General features: G+C 55.5%; 13 protein-coding genes and 3 tRNA genes. 13 read left to right on the top strand and 3 right to left on the bottom strand.

The window, feature by feature from the left end; genetic code table 11:
- Nucleotides 1-40: 40 nt before the first annotated feature.
- The 10 genes from cysS to ACJJI1_RS22615 all read left to right on the top strand — a co-directional run bounded on the left by cysS (nt 41) and on the right by ACJJI1_RS22615 (nt 11,531).
- Nucleotides 41-1,417 (top strand): cysteine--tRNA ligase, encoded by a 1,377-nt coding sequence (cysS, locus tag ACJJI1_RS22660; RefSeq protein ID WP_444958122.1) that lies wholly within the window; start codon nt 41-43, stop codon nt 1,415-1,417.
- A gap of 115 nt (nt 1,418-1,532) precedes the next feature.
- Entirely contained in the window at nt 1,533-1,721 is a 189-nt protein-coding gene (locus ACJJI1_RS22655) for a DUF3012 domain-containing protein (protein ID WP_108733723.1), read from the top strand.
- A 15-nt stretch (nt 1,722-1,736) separates the two neighbouring features.
- Nucleotides 1,737-3,164, top strand: coding sequence for a Wadjet anti-phage system protein JetA family protein (locus ACJJI1_RS22650; RefSeq protein WP_444893396.1), 1,428 nt, complete (start codon nt 1,737-1,739; stop codon nt 3,162-3,164).
- On the top strand, nt 3,157-3,921 hold the full coding sequence (locus ACJJI1_RS22645) for a DUF4194 domain-containing protein (RefSeq protein WP_444958121.1): 765 nt from the start codon (nt 3,157-3,159) through the stop codon (nt 3,919-3,921). The genes ACJJI1_RS22650 and ACJJI1_RS22645 overlap by 8 nt, the downstream gene beginning before the upstream one ends.
- Nucleotides 3,922-4,075: 154 nt before the next feature.
- On the top strand, nt 4,076-7,723 hold the full coding sequence (locus ACJJI1_RS22640) for an ATP-binding protein (RefSeq protein WP_444958120.1): 3,648 nt from the start codon (nt 4,076-4,078) through the stop codon (nt 7,721-7,723).
- Nucleotides 7,724-7,765: 42 nt separating this feature from the next.
- On the top strand, nt 7,766-8,968 hold the full coding sequence (locus ACJJI1_RS22635; RefSeq protein ID WP_444958119.1) for a Wadjet anti-phage system protein JetD domain-containing protein: 1,203 nt from the start codon (nt 7,766-7,768) through the stop codon (nt 8,966-8,968).
- Between the two features lie 168 nt (nt 8,969-9,136).
- On the top strand, nt 9,137-9,598 hold the full coding sequence (locus tag ACJJI1_RS22630) for a hypothetical protein (RefSeq protein WP_108735279.1): 462 nt from the start codon (nt 9,137-9,139) through the stop codon (nt 9,596-9,598).
- A gap of 131 nt (nt 9,599-9,729) precedes the next feature.
- Nucleotides 9,730-10,203 (top strand): free L-methionine (R)-S-oxide reductase MsrC, encoded by a 474-nt coding sequence (gene msrC, locus ACJJI1_RS22625; protein WP_444933654.1) that lies wholly within the window; start codon nt 9,730-9,732, stop codon nt 10,201-10,203.
- A complete protein-coding gene (locus tag ACJJI1_RS22620; protein WP_444958118.1) occupies nt 10,203-10,949 on the top strand; it encodes a spermidine synthase in 747 nt (248 codons plus the stop codon). The genes msrC and ACJJI1_RS22620 overlap by 1 nt, the downstream gene beginning before the upstream one ends.
- A 126-nt stretch (nt 10,950-11,075) precedes the next feature.
- Entirely contained in the window at nt 11,076-11,531 is a 456-nt protein-coding gene (locus ACJJI1_RS22615; RefSeq protein WP_444897768.1) for a hypothetical protein, read from the top strand.
- Nucleotides 11,532-11,579: 48 nt separating this feature from the next.
- Here the strand turns inward: ACJJI1_RS22615 and ACJJI1_RS22610 are convergent, their stop codons facing one another.
- The 3 genes from ACJJI1_RS22610 to folD are packed head-to-tail and all read right to left on the bottom strand — an operon-like array spanning nt 11,580 to nt 14,147.
- A complete protein-coding gene (locus ACJJI1_RS22610) occupies nt 11,580-12,596 on the bottom strand; it encodes a class I SAM-dependent methyltransferase (RefSeq protein WP_444958117.1) in 1,017 nt (338 codons plus the stop codon).
- An 8-nt stretch (nt 12,597-12,604) separates the two neighbouring features.
- The gene (rsuA, locus tag ACJJI1_RS22605) at nt 12,605-13,321 is read right to left on the bottom strand and encodes a 16S rRNA pseudouridine(516) synthase RsuA (protein WP_444897766.1); all 717 of its coding nucleotides are present in this window, start codon (nt 13,319-13,321) and stop codon (nt 12,605-12,607) included.
- Nucleotides 13,302-14,147 carry a bifunctional methylenetetrahydrofolate dehydrogenase/methenyltetrahydrofolate cyclohydrolase FolD gene (gene folD / locus ACJJI1_RS22600; protein ID WP_444893404.1) on the bottom strand — a complete coding sequence of 282 codons (846 nt, stop codon included), beginning with the start codon at nt 14,145-14,147 and terminating at the stop codon, nt 13,302-13,304. Before folD ends, rsuA begins: the two co-directional genes overlap by 20 nt.
- A gap of 340 nt (nt 14,148-14,487) precedes the next feature.
- Here folD and ACJJI1_RS22595 point away from each other — a divergent pair.
- The 3 genes from ACJJI1_RS22595 (at nt 14,488) to ACJJI1_RS22585 (ending at nt 14,850) form a co-directional block, all read left to right on the top strand.
- Nucleotides 14,488-14,564 (top strand) — tRNA-Pro (locus tag ACJJI1_RS22595).
- Nucleotides 14,565-14,582: 18 nt separating this feature from the next.
- Nucleotides 14,583-14,659, top strand: a tRNA-Arg gene (locus tag ACJJI1_RS22590).
- 115 nt (nt 14,660-14,774) lie between these two features.
- Nucleotides 14,775-14,850 (top strand) — tRNA-His (locus tag ACJJI1_RS22585).
- Nucleotides 14,851-14,943 lie beyond the last annotated feature (93 nt).

The following is a 14,943-nucleotide window of genomic DNA, read 5'->3' as shown; positions in this document are numbered from 1 at the left end:
ACTGGCCCAGCCACACAGCAAAAAGAATTCGAGAGAAAAGATGTCTCTACAAGTCTACAACACGTTTTCCGGGAAGAAAGAACCCTTCGTACCATTGGTGGAAGATCAGGTGCGCATGTATGTGTGTGGCCCCACCGTGTACAACCGCGTGCATATTGGCAATGCCCGCCCTGTGGTGGTGTTCGACACCCTGTACCGGATACTGAAAAGAAATTTCAGCGATGTGATTTACGCGCGCAATATCACCGATATTGACGACAAAATCATGAAGACCGCGCGGGATAACGACGAGGAAATCGGCGTGCTGTCAGCGCGCTATGCCCAGGCTTACTACGAGGATATGGCCGCGCTCAATAACCTGGAGCCGGATATTGTCCCCTACGCCACCCAGCACTTGCCGGAAATGATCGCGATGATCGAAAGCCTGCTGGAGAAAGGCCACGCCTACGCAGCTGAGGGTCATGTGCTGTTCGCCGTGGAATCCATGCAGGAATACGGTCAGCTGTCCAAGCGCTCCCTTGACGACATGCTCGCCGGTGCGCGGGTGGAAGTAGCGCCTTACAAAAAGTACGCCGGCGACTTCGTACTGTGGAAGCCGTCCGCCGATGACGAGCCCGGCTGGGACAGCCCATGGGGCCGTGGGCGCCCGGGTTGGCACTTGGAGTGCTCGGCCATGATCAAGAAGCACCTGGGTGACACTATCGATATCCATGGCGGCGGTCGCGACCTGACCTTCCCTCACCACGAGAACGAGCGCGCCCAGAGCTGCTGCGCCAATGGTGTGGATTTTGTGCGCTACTGGATGCACAACGGCTACGTGAATATCAATGGCGAAAAGATGTCCAAGTCCCTGGGCAACTTCCGTATGGTCAAAGACCTGCTGAGCCAATACCCCGGTGAAGTGCTGCGTTTCGCACTGCTATCTGCCCACTACCGCTCAGAGCTGAATTTCAGTGCTGATTTGCTGGATCAGGCATGGCGCACCCTGGATACTCTCTATGGCGCACTGCGTGAAACGGAAGCGGTTGAGGCTGAAGCGGCGGACCTTAACGACACCGCCTTTATCAAGGCGTTGGAAGACGATCTGAATACGCCGATCGCCATCAGCGAATTGCACCAGATTGCCCGTGACTTGAACAAAGCCGATGAGGTGGATAAAGCACGCCTGAAAGGCTTGCTACTGGCCGCTGCAGATATGCTGGGCATTCTCCAGCAAGACCCGGAAGCCTGGTTCAAACAGGCCCGTGGTGGAGATGAAGGTATTTCTGCCGAAGAAGTTGAAGCACTGATCGAAGAGCGCACACAAAGCAAGAAGAACCGTGACTTTGCCCGCGCCGATGAGATTCGCGAAGAGTTAAAATCCAAAGGTGTGGTGCTTGAGGATAGCCGCGAAGGGACCAAGTGGCGCCGCGAATAGCGCGGGTCCCTCCCCGAGACACGGATAGACTTGAGACACCGATAGATTTTCCCCGGTTTGGCACCTTGCGGCCGCCGGGGAAGTGAAATTCGAATTTCATTTGTAGAAGCGAACCATGAAAAAAGTATTTGTCCTGACCAGCGCTGTTATCGCCCTTATCGCACTGACCGGCTGTGAGCCCAAACGGGGTTCCGATGCTTGGTGCGAAAAAATGGATGGCATTCCCAAAGGGCAGTGGACTTTTGACGATACCCGCGACTACACAAAATATTGTGTCTTCAACCAAAAGCCGGAAGAGGAATAAGCGGGCCTATAGTCGTTGTTCTTCGTCGATTCCTACCAGCACTTCTTCCGCCCGCTGACCGGTAAATACCGCGAGCAGGTGGTTGAGTGCTTGCGTCTTTTGTATGAGCGTCTGTACACCGCCAAGGCTGACTACGGTGAGTCTCTGCTGCGCGAACAGATTCTGGAAATTTTTGCCGAGGCTCTGACCCGCGCGCCGCAGCTCGATAGTGAAGATGGAGTGCAGGACCCCGAGGGCCGCTTCCGCAACCTGCGCGATCAGGCGGTCTGGGTACTGAACAGCCTGGTGGAGTTCGGTTGGCTGGAGAAGCAGGTAGACAGCGCCACGCTCACCGCCACCTATCCGTTTAGCCGCCGGGGCCGCCTTTTCACTCAGCCGCTAGTGGAAGTGAATGGCACCCGCGTGCGCACCCGCCACCGCAATACCCGCAACACCTTAAATGCCTTGGAAGCCTTTGCCAGCCGAGGTGAAATCCACGACTTGATCGATGCCTGGGAATACTCCGAGCGTATCGTGGCGGATTTCACCGATATGATCGCCGAGCTGGAAGAGCGCAAGCGGGAAATGGTGCGGGAAGTGGAGGCTCAATTGCTGGTGCAGCAGGCCACCGATGAGTTTTTCTCCTTTATGGAGAGCCGCTTCCAACCGGACCTGGCTATCCGTCTGTCTGCGGACAGCGTAGAAAAACATCGCGATTCCATCAACCGGGTGATTGACTGCATTCGCCGCAAGGAGGATATGCAGAAAGCGGAGTGGGAGAAGCGCCTGCGCCAACTGCTGCCGGAGTTGGTGCAACCGGGCCACTCCCTGCTGTGGCTGATGCTCGATACCATCGAAGACCGCATGCGCCGCGCCTGCGAGGTGAAGTTGCCCGCTTTGCGCCGCGCACTACAGGGCTTTACCAAGCGTGCCGATATTATTATTCGCCAGCTCAGCTACCTGCACAGCCAGGCCGAAGGTGAATTTGCCGACCTGTGCCAGCGTCTCGGTGAGAGCCAGCAAAAAACACAAATTCTCGAGCAGCTGGGCGAACAGTTAGGCGGCTTCCAGCTGCGCCTGTTTGACCCCAAGCAAACCCAGCTGTGGCAGCGCAATCGCCGCCAGCCGGTGAATACCCGGGTTGAAGATGAAACCCCCATCGGTGAAGAGAACCGCCGCGAGATCGAGCTGCAACAACTGCTCGACCAGGCGTTTAACTTCAACAACAGTAACCTGCGCGATTATCTGAGCGATGCCCTCGGCACCGGCCGCCAGATCAACAGCCGCAACCTGCCATTGCGCGATGCGCGTGACCTGCTCGCTATGAGCCATGTGATCGAAGCGGCGGCGGTGAACCAGAGCGGTGCCGCCGACCTGCAGGTGAAATTTACCGGTGAAATTGCCAGCAATGACTATTTCACCGAATTTGACGAATATATCCTGGAGCTGAAAAACAGTGATTGAACAGGCTTTGGAAGAGGCCCTGGCGCAGTGTCGCCTGAACCGCAGCGAATTTTCCGAGCTGCTGGTGCGCCTGTTGGATTACGGCGTTATTTGCCGGGATGAAAGCGTAATCGAAACCACCCTTTACGATCGCTTCCAGCGCTGTGAGCAGCTGGTGCGCGAGTGGTTGGCCCCGCTGGGGTTGCGTTTGCAGCACGACAGCCGTTTCCAGTTTATCCGCGTGTATCCGCCTGGCGCCGAAGTGCCGGGACTGCCGGATCAGGAAGAGCCGCACCACGGTGGCTTCCGCGCCCGCCTCAGTCAGCAGGAAGTGGCCGCGATTCTCGCCCTGCGCGTGGAATACGATAAAGCGCTGCGGGAAGGGCAGGTGGATGAGAGTGGTTGCGCCGCCCTGTCGATGGAAGCCCTGGAACTGGGTATGCGCAATCTGCTGAAAATGTCCCTGCCGGATAAGCACGCCGAGCGCAAAAACCTACTGAAAAAATTGCGCCAGCTGCGTTTGGTGCAGTTCAGCAGCGAAGAAGTGGAGACCAGTGCGGAAGTCTGGCTGCGCGTGCGCCCGACCATCGCCCACTTTGTCAGCGAGTCGGTATTGCACCAGCTGATCGACAGCGAAGCCCCGCCCGCAGTGGAGAGCGAGGCTACTCAAACTGATGAAATTGATGAGGTTGAAGAGGCGGAACAAGAGCAAGCGCTCGAACGCATCACTCCAGAAGTCGAAGATAGCAGCCTGTTTGAGAGTGAAGCCGCTTCCTAGGTGAGAATAGAGGCCGCAGTAGCGGCTATAAAAAATCGAAAACATTCGACCGCCCGGGTTTGCGTAAATCGCGCCCGGGAGCCTCGGAGAAGGGTGTCGGCTTCCCGCCTGCAAAAGACCCTGCTTTTGAAAAGACCGTTTTTTTGAAAAGACTATGTTCCTAAAAAAACTGATCCTGATTAACTGGGGCAATATCCCGCAGTTGGAATATGATTTCGGCCCGATCAACTTGTTTTCCGGTGGCAACGGTTCCGGTAAAACCACGGCGGCCGATGCTATCCAGACATTGATGACAGCCGCCCACGACACCCTGTTTACTTTTAACCCGGGGCAGGATGAAACCACCCAGCGCGGGCGCGGTGGCAAGCAGGTGCGGACGCTAGCTTCCTATGTGCTGGGTTGTGACGACGGTAGTTATGCCCGTGTCGAGCCTACCGACTGTTACATCGCCGGTATTTTCCATCCCACCAGCGGTGAAGACGATGCTGAGCCCTTTACCGCAGTGATGGGTATTCGCGCGCACCTGGATAACAGCAGCAAGCCCGCCCAGGCTCGCCAAAGTGATTTGCGCTTTTTCGTATTCCCCGGCGAACAGTTGGTGATGGGGGATATTGTCCGGGATTACACCGATGGTAAACACCTGCTGCCGCTGGATAAATTCAACCAGGTCCTGAGCAAGCAGTTCGAAAAAGTAGAACAGTACGACAAGAAAAAGGCCTACTTGCGCCGCCTTTACGGTGCCCTGCGCGGACGCCGCGATGCGGTCTCCGATCGCGAGGCCATGCACGCCGCGCGCACCTTTGCCAATTTTATGGCCTACAAACCAGTAAAAAGCATCAACGATTTTGTCGCCCAGGAAGTGTTGGAAAAACGCGATCTGGGTGATGCCATCCGCTCCGTCTCCGAGCTGATGAAAACCATTCACAGCATGGAGCAGGAAGCCCGCCAGATTGTGGAGCGGGTCAGTTCCCTGGAGGCCATCGCCCAGTCGGTAGAGCTCTACCGGGAGCAGTGGTTGCAGTTGCGGGTGCAGGAATATTTGTGCGCGCGCCACCGCCAGCAGCGGGTGCAAAAGAGTTATCTGAGCGGCAAGAACGACCAGAAAAAACTGCGCAGTGATCTGGATAGCAATGAGCGGGAAGTGCGCGTCGCCTCCGAGCGCGTCGAGCAACTCAATGGCCAGCTGGTAGAGCTTCAAGCCCAGCGCCTGGGTATCGATGCGCTGCGCAATAAGGACGAACTGGAACAGCGTATTAACAATGCCCTGAGCCTTCTGTCCCAGCAGCACACCCCCATGTCTGCCGAAGAGGCCCGCTGGCGCGAGAACCGTGAGGCCGCCGAGGAATTATTAAACCTGCTCAACTCCACCTCCGCCGAGCTGGAAATTCCCGCCTTCTCCGATAAAGCACTGGTGCAGGCGATCAAGCAGGTAGCCCGCGAGGAAGACCTGCCGGATCTGCACAAGTTATTGGGCAAGGACTGGATTGACCTGGCTGCATTGGAGCCATTGCGCGAGCGCGCTGCCAGCAGTGAGGCCATACAGAACCGCCTCTTCGACCTGCTGGATAGCAGTGGCAAAGCCGGCGCAAGTGATGAGGTTTCCCCCAAAGAGCAGATTGCCCAACAGGCCTCCCGCTGGGAGCAAAAAGTACAGCAACTGCAAAAGCAGCTGCGCACCCAGGAGAGTCGCATTCAGCATCTCCAGGCCAACCGCGTGCGCTACCCCCAATCGGTAGAAGTGGCCCTGGCCGCAATTCGCGAGCAGTGCCCTGAAGCGGAGCCCCGCGTCCTGTGTGATTATGTGGAAGTGCTGGATGAGCGCTGGCAGATGGCGATTGAAGGCTATCTGGGCGGCGCGCGCTTCTCGATTATCGTGGAGCCGGAACATGAAGCCCGCGCAATTCGTATCGTGCGCGGCCTGCCCGGGCGCAACAACCGCGCCCGCGTGATCCAGGGGGATAAAGCCCGCCGCGATGCGGAGCGCCTGGATACTCCGTCGGGCTCTATTATCGAACTGATGGAGTTTACCCATAAAACTGCCGAGCACTATCTGCGCGCCTCATACGGTGCCGTGGTACAGGTGGAGGATGAACACGAGCTGCGCGGCACCCGCCGGGGCCTGACTGCCGACGGCATGGCCAGTGGCAACTACAGCATGTGGCGCTGCGATATGGACGATGCCGAGCTGGTATTCGGCCAGGGCGCTCGCGCTCGCGCACTGGCGGCGCAGCAGCGCGCTATGGAGCAGTTGCTGGAAGAGGCCGCCCACGTCAACGAGCGCCACCAGCTCTACCGTCGCGTCACCAATGCAGTGCGCGGACTGGCGAATATCAAGCTGTTGTCCATTGTGGATACCGCCCTGGCGGCCCAGCGGGAATGGCGCAGTGCCGAGCGCGCCTTGGAAAACCTGGACCTGAAGGACTTCGAGCAGTTCGAGCAGCAGGTCGATGAACTCAAGGCCCAGCTCAAAGATCAGCAAAAGCAGCTGTCGGACCTCCAGCGCAAACATGGCTCTCTGGAGACCAAGCTAAGAAGCAACGACAAACTCTTATACGCGCTGTCTGGCGAGCTGGAGTCCTTGGACGATGCTGCCAGTGACAGCGAGGAAATGGTAAGGCGTATTACCGCCATCGATCCCACTTTCGATGCCGAGCAGGTGCTGGTTACTGCCGACGAGCAGGTAGAGCGCGCAGCAGACAACTTCGACTTTTCAGCGGATATCGAAAGTTGGCAGGGACAGCTGGAGAAATACAGTCGCCAGCTCGATCGCGCGGTGATGGAGTACAACGCCACCTGTGCTAGCGTCGATACCCTGGTGTTTGAGCCAGACTTGAGTGGCGGCCATAAAGATGGTCTGTTCAAGTTGATCAGCGGTCTCGGCGATCAGGTAGAGACCCTGCGCAACCGCCTGAAGAACAACCTGCTGGTGGAGCGCCACGATCAACTGCTGGGATTGAAAAAATCCTTTAACACCACTTTTGTAACCCACTTGTGCCACGCTATTTACCAGTCCATTAACGATGGTAAGCGCGTGTTGGATGATCTGAACAAAGAGCTGGAACACCACCGCTTTGGCGCCGACCGCGAGCGCTTCCGTTTTGACTACCAGTGGGTGGCGGAATTCAAGGAATACTGGAGCTTCTTTAAGGCGGTAATTGAACTGCCGAATCTGGGCGAAGAGCAGAGCTTGTTCGACACGGACTTGGCGCCCAAGCACCGCAAGGTGCGGGACCGCCTGTTGAGTATGCTGCTGAGTGAAGACGAGCAGGTAGCGCGGCGCGAGCTGGATCGAATCAGCGACTATCGTAACTACCGCAGCTATGAGATCTATAAGGAGCCGGAGGGCAAGGAGCCGATTGCGCTCAGCCAGTACGGCACCGGTTCCGGCGGTCAGCTGGAAACGCCGGCTTATATTATCCGCTCCGCAGCGGTCACTTCGGCCTTCCGCTTTGGTGAAAGCGGCAGCCATTTGCAAATGGTACTGGTGGATGAGGCCTTCTCCAAAATGGATGAGTCCCGCTCCAAGGAAGTGATCCGTTACCTGACTGAAACCCTGGGGTTACAGCTGCTGTTTATTATGCCCAGCAGTAAATCCGGGCCTTTTATGGATCTGATCTCGAATCAGTTTGTATTCAGTAAGTGCCCCAGTGCCAAGCCCATCGGTCAGCTGAATACCCGGGTGTATGTCGATCGCAAGGTGTGCAACCAGGAGCGTATCGCCGAACTCTGGGCCAATCACCGCCGCACGATTCGCCAGCAGGCGTCGCTGGATTTTATGGACCTGGTAGAAGTAGAGGGATAGGTATTTTCGGGGGAAACCCCTCCATTGGCAGGGAGGCAACCGATGGAAAAGGCATTGCCCTATTGGGTAGAGGAAAACCCGCTGTTAATCGGCATCCTGAATTTTATTCTGGATCGGCGGGACAGCCAGCTGGAACGCGGCAAGGAAGCCCGCATTAGTTTCAGGCTGGATTTGCGCGCTGGCAGTAAACGCTGGTTGGAAGTGTTGGAGCCCCTCAGGGACCCCGATCAAGATGAGCAGGAGCTGTGGAATGAATTGCAGCATTTTGCGCGGGAATACCAGTGTTTTACGGTAAAACCGAATCCGAAAAGGCGGCCGGGTATTGCTGAGTGGCAGGGGGCCCAATTGATTTTTCGGGATGCCAGCGAGGAACAGCTGCGCCTGTGGCTCAATCGCCCATCCCCCACAGTTCGCCAATCCGCCTGGACCAGCCTGCTGGAACCCTATGTCGATCGCTTTGAAAATCCCTCTGCTTTTCCCCTTGAAGGCTTGGAACTCCAACCGGGGTTTGATTCCGTCGAAGAAATTATTGCTTGCTGGGTGTCTGTCGGCAAAGAGCTGATCTTTGCCGATAAAATTTCCTGGCGACAATTAGCCGCGCGCTGCTTTAAAGGGGATTCCAAATACCTGGAATTACCCAGCCGTCAATCTCTGGTGCGCAATCTCTATCCTGACCTGAGCCGTAAAATCCGGGAGCGCCAGCTTTTACTCCACGCCTACCTGCCCAGGCAATTTGAGCAGGTCATTTTTATCGAAAACCAGGACACTTTTATTAGCCTGGCGGAGCTGCAACCCAGTCGTGCAGCGCTGGTTTATAGCGAGGGCTACCAGGGCGGCGCAGAACGGATTCGCAATGGGGCGAGGGTGCGCTTCAGCACTATTAATGTGGTTAGTGAAAATATCCGGCAGCAATTCCTAAGCTGGTGGCACGATGGGGAATCCCGAACGGTTCCAACATTTTTCTGGGGGGACCTGGACTATGAAGGATTGCGGATTGCCGCAGCGCTGAGAAAGAGCTTTCCCGACTTGCAGTGCTGGCGCCCGGGCTACGATCTGTTACTGCATTTTCTGCGCACGGGAAAAGCCCATGCTCCAGAGCAGGCGGAAAAGGTGGGGCAAAAGCTGGTGCAAGCGATTGGTTGCCAATATGCAGATAGCACTCTGCTGCCAGCAATTTCAGACAGCAATCGCTATGTGGATCAGGAGGCGGTTGAGATTGGGGAGCTGGCTGGGACATTAGAGTGAACATGTCGCTATCCGATAAATTTTAATTGTTCGTTTTTATGGAATGGTGACTATCAAGGCGTCGGCGGGCGTTTGAACTTGTTTTTTATGCGCAATTTCTCGGAAGATAGAAAAAATATGCTGTAAAAATGCCCCTCAGAATAACAAGTGCAGTTTCCGGAGTTTGCTATGCGTCAGTTTTCCATCCTGGTCATTTTTGCGTTGGCCTTTGGCGGCGCCGCCGTGATGTACGAAAAGGAAAGTCGTAAAGTAAAAGGTGTGTTGACTCAGATTACTGAACTTCAAGCGCAGATGGGAGATTTACAGGCGGAGATCAACCGCCTGAACAGTGAGTTGGAAGCCGTGAAGCTTGCGGAGCGTCGCCGCCCTAATCTGAGTGCTATGGCTAACCGCATTCGCCGCGAAGGTAGCGGCAACTCCGCACAAGTTGCGCCCAAGCCAAAAGTGGAAGACCGCTTTGAAAAGTCGCGCAACCTGATGCAGTCAGACGTTACCAGCGCGCCGCCGGCTATCCAGTCGAACACTCGTAGCAACAATGATGAAAGCGAGTGGTCTCGCCCAACTGTAGATGCCGATGAGTATCGTGGTGAGACCGGTGAAGAACCCGCAGTGGTCGATCCCTACCAGTAATTTTGCACTCTGCATATTGATTCCCTCGCCAAAGCCCGCAAAATACCTGCCTCCCGCAGGATACTGTTTTGCGGGTTTGCCAGTTTTAGCTGACACGATTTGAAATTATAAGTGGGCAAGGGGCGCTAGGTATGTCGCTGAACAAGTTTTACACCACCTTAAATGGGCAGCTGGAAGGATTGCTTTCTGGAGAGCGAGACTGGCTGGCCAACACCGCCAATGCCAGTGCGCTGTTGTTTATGGAGTTGGAAGATATCAACTGGGCCGGTTTCTATTTCCTCTACAGTGATGAGCTGCGTTTGGGGCCCTTTCAGGGCAAGCCTGCCTGTACCCGGATTCCAGTGGGCGCCGGTGTTTGCGGTACTGCTGTTTCGACCGGTGAATCCCAATTGGTAGAGGATGTGCATCAGTTCCCCGGCCATATCGCCTGCGATGCCGTGTCAGCTTCAGAGGTGGTGGTGCCGCTCTATGACGAAGCGGGTCGTTGCCTGGGAGTGTTGGATATCGATAGCCCCAGTGTGGCGCGCTTTAGCGAGGAAGACCTGGCGGGCCTACAGGATTTTGCCCGGGTATTGCTCAAGTCCTCAGACCTCCCGGCGAGCTGATGGCGCTGCTTTGGCAAAAGCAGGTTGGCGATACCTGCTACCAGGTGCGCAACCATGGCGCGAGTGTGCGCCTCTACAGCAATGGGGTTTTCCATTCTCAGTGGAATCCCCGCGATCCCCTCAAGGGCTCCCTTTGGGAGCTGTTGCTGCTACCGGCATTTTTCCTCCCTGAAGAGCGCTTGAATTCGGTATTGGTGCTCGGCGTTGGTGGCGGTGCCCTGATTCGCCTTTTACAGGCGTTTACCTCCGCTAAGCGTATTGTCGGCGTAGATTTGGACCCGGTGCACCTGGATATTGCCCGTCGCTTCTTTGATGTGCGCGATGTTGAGCTGGTGTGTGCGGATGCCTGTGATTTTGTGCGCGATCACTTGAAGCGACCCTCTCACAGCACTTTCGACCTGGTGATTGACGACTTATTTGGGCACTGCGGAGGCGTAGCGCAGCGAGCGGTGCCCGCCGATAAGTCCTGGTGCTCCAGTCTGATGCGCCTGCTTCATAAAGATGGCGTGCTGGTCAGCAACTTCGGGGATAGGCCCGAGCTACAGAACAGTGCTTGGCGCGATAAAGCTATGCGTGAGCGACTCGGCGGTGCCTGGATGGCCTATATGCCCCAGTATGAGAATCATATCCTGGCAGTGAGCAGAAGAACTCTGCGCAAAGGTGAGCTGGCGGCCAGGGCCCCAGAAAAGATCAATCCCGCCAACCCCAATCGGCGCCTGGATTACCGCATGAGCCAGCTTCGCTAATCTCGACAGCCCCCACAGAGGCCGGCTCCTAAAATCCCTGTCACTTTAATAGTGATATTCATTGGCGCCCTTTGTCACCTCGTGACTATACTCAAGGTGAGCGAAGTGTTCTGCCGGGATCGATTGATGCGGTACAAAACTGTTGAGGAAGTGATTCAGGAAGGAAGGGATTTTCATGCCAAGTTGGCGCTGCAGTACGAAGAGTATGAGCAGCTTGCCACCAATGAACGGGTCGAGTTGCTGCTGGATCAGCTGCGACGACGGGAAGATTCCATGAAGCACTCACTGGAAAATTTCCATGAAGACCTGCCCCCTGGAGCCCTACATACCTGGGTGCAATTTGCCCCGGAAGGGCGAGAGAAAGAATTTTTGCAGCGCTTGCGCGGCATTGATATTGAAGACTTGGAGCAGATTGCCAAGTTGGCCATGGATATCGAGATCTACCTGGCCGATCAATATCGGGATCTTGCCCAGGGCGCTGAAACCCCATCGGCACGGGATGCATTCGAACGATTGCGACAACTCGAAGAGTTGGAAGAGCATACGCTGTCGATGAACTTGTTTAATTTGCGCGATTACTAGCCTTTAATCCTGTTTCCAGGCGACTGCTGCCGGCCTGCGCCCCAGCTCTTAGGGGCGCAGTCGGTATACGCAAAATCCTTGCTCTTTGGTGATTAAATCCACCTGGGAAAAATAGCGGGGCCCTTTTTTCGCCAGGGGAATAAATTCATTCACCACAAAAATCGCAGTGCCGGAATATTTAAGAATCCGCGCACTCTGTTGCAGAAAGCGATCGGTCAAATCTCCCTCCACCTGAAAGCCCTGATGGAAAGGAGGATTGCACAGTACCAGATCGGCGATTTCACTTTCCAGTTCAGAGCCTGCATCAGAGGGCACAACGATGCCTTCGACTCCCTGTTCGGTAAAATTTTTGCGGCAGGCCACTAGAGCAGCGGCGTTATTATCCGTAGCGGTAAAATGATATTTACCCAAAGCGGCTAATTGCATACTCAGGTAGCCATAACCACAACCGAGATCAACAATACGAGAACCGTCCTGTGGCAACTCCGTCGTTAATTGCTGGGCGAGTAGGGCACTGCCTTTATCGATTTTGTTCCAGCCGAACAATCCCGGCTTGGAGTAGAGGCCGCCAAGCTCGGGCAGCTTTTGTAACTGGGCGTACTGAAGCTCACTGATTGGATTGCCGGTGTCCTCGTGAGCGACAACATTACTGCTCAGGTAGTCGTTGCCGTTTTTTTGCAAGTGCTTGGCAGTGCCCAGGCGCTCGGCCACTTTGGCGGCGTAGCTTTTGATTCCGCTTTGCTTTTCACCCAGCAGAATCAATTCGCCACCTTCACCGAGGAAGTGGGGTGCACAATCAATAACATGGTGAACTACGGCCTTTTCTTTCGAAACGGCGTAGACAATACGGCGGTATTTGCGGTCCAGTTCTTCAAAGTGGAAATCATTGAAGAAGCTCCGCTTCACCGTATTTTCGGCGAGTTCGGCAATATCCCAGCGGTTACTGATTAAATCCCCGGCAAAATGAAACCCCTCCTGGTGTAAGAGGGGCTTGCTGTTTTCATCGGCGATCCACAGGGTTTCCTCTGGGGCCTGGATAAGTTCCTGATGTAGAAGGGCTGACATATCTTTTTTTAATTGATAGAGGCAATTTCTTCAGGGGTCAGGAGGCGGTAATCACCTTCCTGAAGTTCTTCATCCAAGATGATTTCGCCGATCTTTTCCCGGTGCAACTCCAATACCTTGTTGCCCAGGGCCGCAAACATACGCTTCACCTGATGATAGCGCCCTTCACCGATGGTGATGCGCACTTCGTTGGCAAAGAGGATCTCCAGCTTGGCGGGCTTGGTTCTCTTCTTTTCGTTATTGAGCCAGACACCCTTGGCAAGCTTGGCCACGGCATCTTCCTCAATTTTCTCGGCCAACAGAGCGTAGTAGGTCTTGTCGCAATGGTGGTTGGGGGAGGTCACTTTGTGGGACCACTGGCCGTCATCGGTAAGCAGCACCAGGCCGGTGGTATCAATATCCAGGCGCCCGGCAATATGCAGCTTTTCCTTATTAGGCTCATCAATCAGGTCCAGCACTGTAGGGTGCTCGCCATCTTTGGTGGCACTGACATAGCCCAGTGGCTTGTTCAACATAATGTAGCGGGGCCCCGGCTCGTGCAGGGGCTCATCATCCAGGCACAACTCATCACTGACTTGTATTTTGGTGGCCGCATTGGTGACCACCTCACCATTGACGGTAATGCGCCCCGCCCAGGCGGCGCGCTTTACATCAGTGCGGGAGAGGTCGGTGACCTGGCTGACCGCTTTATCCAGACGAATCAGGTTAGCCAATTTTACGCTCACCGGAATCGACAGATTGATAGATCAGGGTATTGATGGTCATGGGACCAACACCGCCGGGTACCGGGGTGTAAGCGGCAGCGCGCTCAGCCAGCGGGCCCAGCTCGATATCGCCGACACCGCCGGGGTGGTAACCGGCATCCACAACCACAGCGCCATCCTTAATCCACTCGGCCTTGATAAACTCAGGCTTGCCCACGGCGCCCACTACGATATCGGCGCGGCGGATATGCTCGGCCAGGTCTTGGGTGCGGGAGTGGCAGATAGTCACGGTGGCATTGGCATTCAACAACATGGCCGCCATCGGCTTACCCAAAATGGGGCTGCGACCCACAACCACGGCGTGCTTGCCTTCCAGTTCAATATTGTAGGCTTCCAGCAGGCGCATAATTCCTTTAGGAGTCGCGCAACCATAGGCCTCTTCGCCCATTGCCATACGGCCAAAGCCCAGGCAGGTTACACCGTCTACATCTTTCTCCAGGCTGATCGCATCAAAACAAGCGCGCTCATCGATCTGCGCCGGTACCGGGTGCTGGAGCAGAATGCCGTGGACGTTGGGGTTGGTGTTGAGTTCTTCGATCTTGGCGAGCAGCTGCTCAGTGGTGGTGGAGGAGGGCAGTTCCACCTGGAGGGAGTCCATGCCGATTCGGCGGCAGGCATTGCCCTTCATCTTTACGTAAGTGGCGGAGGCGGGGTCATCACCTACCAGAATGGTCGCCAGGATTGGCGTTTGGCCACCACTCTTTTCCTTTAGTACGGCTACCCGAGCCGAGAGTTCCTCTTCAGTTTTCTGTGCCAGGGCCTTGCCGTCCAGAACCAGTGCAGACATAGATACTATCTCTAACAGTAAAAAATCGATGGCTAATAGACCGGAATCTGCTTCAGCACCTACTTTATATAGAAGGGCGGAAGCCGGCGATTTTTAAAAACGCTTACTTTTTATCCGGTCGGATTCGCGAAGTGCGCCATTTTCGCACAGGTTGGAAATAATTTCGCCACTTCTGGGCCCAGATAGGCAAAAGGATAAACTTCTTTAAAAATAATAGCTTAGAAGCGTTGACATGGGCCGGGGGTATCATTACTATGCACGCACTTCGCAGCTACAGCGACTTACACAACCACCTACGGGGCGGTTAACAGGGTCAAAGAGGTGCGAATGATTGGAAAAACGGGGCATAGCGCAGTCTGGTAGCGCGCCTGCTTTGGGAGCAGGATGTCGGGGGTTCGAATCCCTCTGCCCCGACCAATTTTCCGGGTTCACCTTGCGCCCGTAGCTCAGCTGGATAGAGCATCCGCCTTCTAAGCGGATGGTCGCAGGTTCGAGTCCTGCCGGGCGTGCCATCTTCACAAGATGGTGCTGGTTTGGCAAAAAGGACTTAGTCTGAAGCCAGATTGGCTGCAAGAGGTATCCGGCAATCAGTACTGCCACAAGGTGCTGAAGTATATCACTTTTATGGTGGCCGTAGCTCAGTTGGTAGAGCACAGGATTGTGGCTCCTGAGGTCGCGGGTTCGATCCCCGTCGGCCACCCCAGATTCTTCCTTGTTTATCAAGGACTTAAAACCCCGCCGAGTGCGGGGTTTTTTAGTTTTAGGCCCCGTGGTGCCAATTTATGGTGCCAATTTT

The sequence above is a fragment of the Microbulbifer maximicatervae (SeqCode) genome, assembly GCF_052467065.1.
Note: the sequence above shows the minus strand (reverse complement) of the source record. Positions and strands in the feature narration are given on the sequence as shown.